Origin of the sequence: Acidithiobacillus ferriphilus (assembly GCF_018854775.1) — a bacterium.
GTDB lineage: Bacteria > Pseudomonadota > Gammaproteobacteria > Acidithiobacillales > Acidithiobacillaceae > Acidithiobacillus > Acidithiobacillus ferriphilus.
In genome coordinates this window covers 1-4476 of the sequence record NZ_JAAZTY010000209.1, presented here as the reverse complement: position 1 = coordinate 4476, position 4476 = coordinate 1, and the positions used below count along the sequence as shown (strand labels likewise).

The following is a 4476-nucleotide window of genomic DNA, read 5'->3' as shown; positions in this document are numbered from 1 at the left end:
CAGTTACCCGTCCCCATGATGAATGTCATCAATGGCGGTGCCCATGCCGATAATGACGTGGACATGCAGGAATTTATGCTGATCCCGGCGGGTGCGGAGTCCTTCTCAGAGGCGCTGCAGATGGGGGTGGAAGTGTTCCACCGCCTCAAAGCCGTACTGCAATCGCGCGGACTGGCAACGACCGTCGGCGACGAGGGCGGTTTCGCCCCGAATCTGCCTTCCAACGAGGCTGCGCTGGAATTGCTCATGGACGCCATCGGCAAGGCGGGTTATCAGCCGGGCAAAGATATCTGGCTGGGCATGGACGTGGCGTCCAGTGAATTTTATCGGGATGGGCGTTATCATCTGGCCAGCGAAAAGCGCGAACTCAATAGTGCGCAATTCGTAGACTACCTGGCGACACTGGCCGATCGTTATCCGTTGATCAGCATTGAAGATGGCATGGATCAAAACGACTGGGAAGGCTGGATCATGCTGACCGATCGTCTCGGCGATCGTTTGCAGTTGGTGGGCGATGATATTTTTGTGACGAATACGACCATTTTGCGCGAAGGTATTGAGCGTGGGGTCGCCAATAGCATCCTCATTAAACTCAACCAGATTGGTACATTATCCGAGACCCTGGCGGCCATTGAAATGGCAAAAATCCATAGTTATACAGCCATCGTCTCGCACCGCTCAGGAGAAACCGAAGACACCACGTTGGCCGATATCGCGGTGGCTACAGGTTGCGGTCAGATTAAAACAGGTTCCTTGTCGCGTACGGATCGGGTTGCAAAATACAACCGTTTGTTGCGTATAGAGGAAGACTTGGGCGACGCGGCCCGTTATCCTGGACTTGCAACTTTTTATAATCTGGATTAAAAGGAATTTTATGAACTATTTTCTGGTCCATTAAATTTTCGGGGATTTTTCGGCATGGGCTATTGGGCGCGTGTAAGAGATAGCGTAGTCACTGCTAAGGCGGACGTGCGTCTTGTAGATTTTATGCTTCTCGCCGTGTTGTGCGTCTTGCAATATCCACTTTGGTTTGCTTCCGGAAGCTGGTGGAATGTTGTGGAACTGCACCAGAAACTGGAAAACAAGCAGGTCATTTTAAAGCAGTTAAAAGATCGCAATGATCTTTTGACTGCGCAGGTGACGAGCCTGCAAACGGGGAGCCATGCTGTTGAAGAACTGGCCCGACGTCATCTGGGGATGGTCAGTAAAGGCGAGGTGTTTGTCTGGGTGATTCCGGCCAAGGGCACTCCCAACCACCGTATCAAGACAACTACCCGAGTGTCCTGAGTTGTGCCGGGCGTTGCGCCGGTCCGGCAACCCATCCTGCATGGTCGGTCAGGCGCGGTCGATGTAACTGCCGTCTACCGTGTTCACCCGGATTTTTTCACCGTTATTCACAAACTGCGGGACCATAACCGTAATGCCGGTTTCCATACGTGCGGCCTTGTAGGATCCGGTAGCGGTTTGTCCCTTAATGGCGGGATCGGCTTCACTCACCTCTAAAACAACCACAGGCGGCAATTCAACGCCAATGGGTCTGTCGTTATGCAGGTTGATCTGGATTTCGGTATTGGGCAAGAGATAGCCGGTTTGTCCTTCGAGCAGATCCGCACTGAGAATGAGCTGCTCAAAGTTCTCGTTGTCCATAAAAACATAGCCGGTGGCATCTGCATATAGATACTGCATGGTACGCGGCTCGACGACGGCCTTCTCTATACTTTCTCCAGAGCGGAAGCGTGTATTGGACTTGGTGCCCGTCTCAATATTCTTCATCTCGATCTGCACGAAGGCGCCGCCTTTGCCGGGCTTCACGAAATCGGTTTTGAGTACACGCCAAAGTCCTTTTTCATGCTCCAGAATATTGCCGGGGCGGATATCAAAGGCGGAAATCTTCATACTGTGGTCCTTCTGGGCATTCCCTTTAGAGGGCGTGAATTGTACCCTAGAGGCTTATTTCTGACCAGCCCGGTCCCTGAGAGGTAATCATGTCTGAGCCCCGTACCCAGCCCCTGGAGATTCGTCCCCTCATGATCAGCCGCGTCATGGAAGTAGATTGGGCTGACGGTCACACCAGCCGTCTGACCTTTGAACACCTGCGGGTGGAGTGTCCCTGCGCGGAGTGTAAGGGGCACACACCCGATCAGGCGCGGGTGATTACTGGTAAAGAGGACGTGAGCATTGTGGAGGTGGCCCCGGTGGGCAACTACGCGGTGCAGCTGCATTTCAGTGATGGTCATAGCACCGGCATTTTCACGTGGGAGTATCTGCGTATGTTGGATAGTGAATGAGCGCTATGGGTTGTTCAAAATTTCTGAAATCTGATGGATATTGAATCCATAGAAAATACTCAGGGAGATATGGAGACGGCAGAAACGTCTTTCGTTCTTGGCGACTTTCTGCGTACATTAACCAGTCAGCCCGGTATTTACCAGATGGTTGGCCCAGGTGGCGGTCTGCTCTACGTGGGCAAGGCCCGCAATCTCAAACGTCGCGTCAGCTCTTATTTTCAAAAGCAGCGTCACAGCCCAAAAACACTGGCGATGCTGGCGCGGGTAAAACGCGTCGAAGTGGTGGTGACTCACACTGAAACCGAAGCGCTGGTGCTGGAAGCGAATCTCATTAAGCGCCACCACCCGCCGTACAATATCCTGCTGCGGGATGATAAGAGTTACCCCTACCTGTTCATAGAAACCAGTCACGACACGCCGCGCATGAGTCTGCACCGGGGTGCCCAGAAGGGAAAAGGGCACTACTTCGGTCCGTATCCGGCCGTTACTGCACTGCGTGAGAGTATGGTGCTGTTACAGAAAGCCTTCCGCTTGCGGACCTGCGAGGATCATACCTTTCATCACCGCAGCCGGGCTTGCTTGCAATACCAGATTCGCCGGTGCAGTGGTCCCTGTGTCGGGCATATCAGCGGAGGGGACTACGCGCGGGATGTGGCGGACACGATTCGCTTTCTGGAGGGCAAGAGTGACGAAGCAATTCGCCGACTGAGCGCGTGCATGCAGGCCGCGGCGGAGCAGTTCGATTTTGAGGAAGCCGCGCGGCGGCGTGACCAGATCGCCGCTTTGTCCAAAATTCAGGAGCGTCAGTATGTGGCGCAGGCAGGAGGGGGTGATTTTGATGTGCTGGCGGCCGCCCAAGAGAATGGGCAGTGGGTGGTGTATGTCAGCTTTATCCGCAATGGACGACAACTGGGCGGACGCGCAATTTTCCCACGCCATACGGAAGAAGTGCGTGCGCCAGATGTGATCACGGCCTTTCTCATGCAGTTCTACAGTAATAAAGAGGTGCCGGGGAATCTACTGGTCAATGTGCTGCCGCGTTCGCTGATTTCACTCGCGGAGGCTCTGAGCAGCGAAGCCGGACACCGGGTCATGATTGATCAGCCGCAGCGCGGTCCGCGCCGACGCTGGATGGCATTGGCGTTCACCAACGCCGTGGGGGCGTTGCGCCAACGCGCGCAGAGCGCCACTGCCGGACGGCGGCGTATGCTCCTGTTGCAGGAACTTTTTGACCTCGCAGAGGTGCCGCAGCGTGTAGAGTGCTTTGACATTAGCCATACGCGGGGTGAAGCGGCGGTGGCATCTTGTGTGGTTTTCGGTGAAGATGGGGCGTTGAAGAATGCGTATCGCCGCTTCAATATCCGTGACATCCAGGGTGGGGACGATTACGCGGCTATAGAGCAGGCTGTGTATCGCCGCTACGCGCGCCTGCAAAAAGAAGGCTTGGCCTTGCCGGAGATCGTTTTTATTGACGGTGGTCCCGGACAGGTGGCCCGGGCGCAAGTGGCTTTGGACGCATTGGAGATAGAGTGTATTCAGTTATGTGGGGTGGCGAAAGGAACGACGCGGCGTCCGGGGCTGGAGATGCTGCACATTCCCGGATGGGCCGCCGCACGACAATTTGACGATGATGACCCGGTATTACTGGTGATTCAGGAGATACGCGACGAAGCGCATCGTTTTGCCATTACCGGTCATCGGGCGCGGCGCGGCAAGGCACGACAGGAGTCTGATTTGGATGGCATCGCCGGGATCGGACCGAAACGGCGAGTCGCGCTGTTGCGCGCATTTGGTGGTTTACGGGGGATTCGTGACGCCGGTATAGAGGATTTGCAGCGCGTAGAAGGTATCCATCTGGAGCTCGCGCAGCGGATATATGATTTCTTCCACGTAGGACGTGCCTGATTGTGATAAAACGGCTGCCCAATTTCCTGACGGTTCTGCGCATCTTGCTGGTGCCTATTTTTGTGGCGCTCTTTTACTGGGGGGGCGATGTGCGCACTTTCGCCGCCACCGCCATTTTTGCGGTAGCGGCGATTACGGATTGGGCCGATGGTTATCTGGCCCGACGCTATCATGGAGTGTCCCCCTTTGGTACCTTTCTGGACCCTGTTGCCGATAAAATCATGGTGATCACTGCACTGGTGCTCATCGCGTCTTCAGGAGAGATACCAAAGATACTGGCGGG

The 4476-nt window shown here is 55.1% G+C and carries 6 protein-coding genes; 5 read left to right on the top strand and 1 reads right to left on the bottom strand.

Annotated elements, in window-relative coordinates:
- Positions 1–864, top strand: an 864-nt coding sequence (gene eno / locus HF921_RS12380; protein ID WP_215893915.1) for a phosphopyruvate hydratase, incomplete at its 5' end; no start/stop codon positions are given.
- Between the two features lie 54 nt (positions 865–918).
- Positions 919–1287, top strand: a complete 369-nt coding sequence (locus HF921_RS12375; RefSeq protein ID WP_215893914.1) for an FtsB family cell division protein — start codon at positions 919–921, stop codon at positions 1285–1287.
- Between the two features lie 48 nt (positions 1288–1335).
- Here HF921_RS12375 and efp read toward each other — a convergent pair whose 3' ends face one another.
- The gene (efp, locus tag HF921_RS12370; protein WP_064218834.1) at positions 1336–1896 is read right to left on the bottom strand and encodes an elongation factor P; all 561 of its coding nucleotides are present in this window, start codon (positions 1894–1896) and stop codon (positions 1336–1338) included.
- Between the two features lie 89 nt (positions 1897–1985).
- Between efp and HF921_RS12365 the strand changes: the two genes are divergently transcribed.
- The 3 genes from HF921_RS12365 to HF921_RS12355 form a co-directional block, all read left to right on the top strand.
- Complete coding sequence (locus tag HF921_RS12365; protein ID WP_064218833.1) at positions 1986–2288, top strand: gamma-butyrobetaine hydroxylase-like domain-containing protein; 303 nt, start codon at positions 1986–1988, stop codon at positions 2286–2288.
- A 33-nt stretch (positions 2289–2321) separates the two neighbouring features.
- Positions 2322–4193, top strand: coding sequence for an excinuclease ABC subunit UvrC (gene uvrC, locus HF921_RS12360; RefSeq protein WP_215893913.1), 1872 nt, complete (start codon positions 2322–2324; stop codon positions 4191–4193).
- Between the two features lie 2 nt (positions 4194–4195).
- Positions 4196–4476 (top strand): CDP-alcohol phosphatidyltransferase family protein (locus tag HF921_RS12355; protein ID WP_215893912.1); only part of this gene is annotated, 281 nt, incomplete at its 3' end.

Excerpts from the sequence above, each read along its gene's own strand:
- efp (WP_064218834.1), bottom strand. The coding sequence starts at position 1,896 with ATGAAGATTTCCGCCTTTGATATCCGCCCCGGCAATATTCTGGAGCAT.
- HF921_RS12365 (WP_064218833.1), top strand. The coding sequence starts at position 1,986 with ATGTCTGAGCCCCGTACCCAGCCCCTGGAGATTCGTCCCCTCATGATC.
- uvrC (WP_215893913.1), top strand. The coding sequence starts at position 2,322 with ATGGATATTGAATCCATAGAAAATACTCAGGGAGATATGGAGACGGCA.
- HF921_RS12375 (WP_215893914.1), top strand. The coding sequence starts at position 919 with ATGGGCTATTGGGCGCGTGTAAGAGATAGCGTAGTCACTGCTAAGGCG.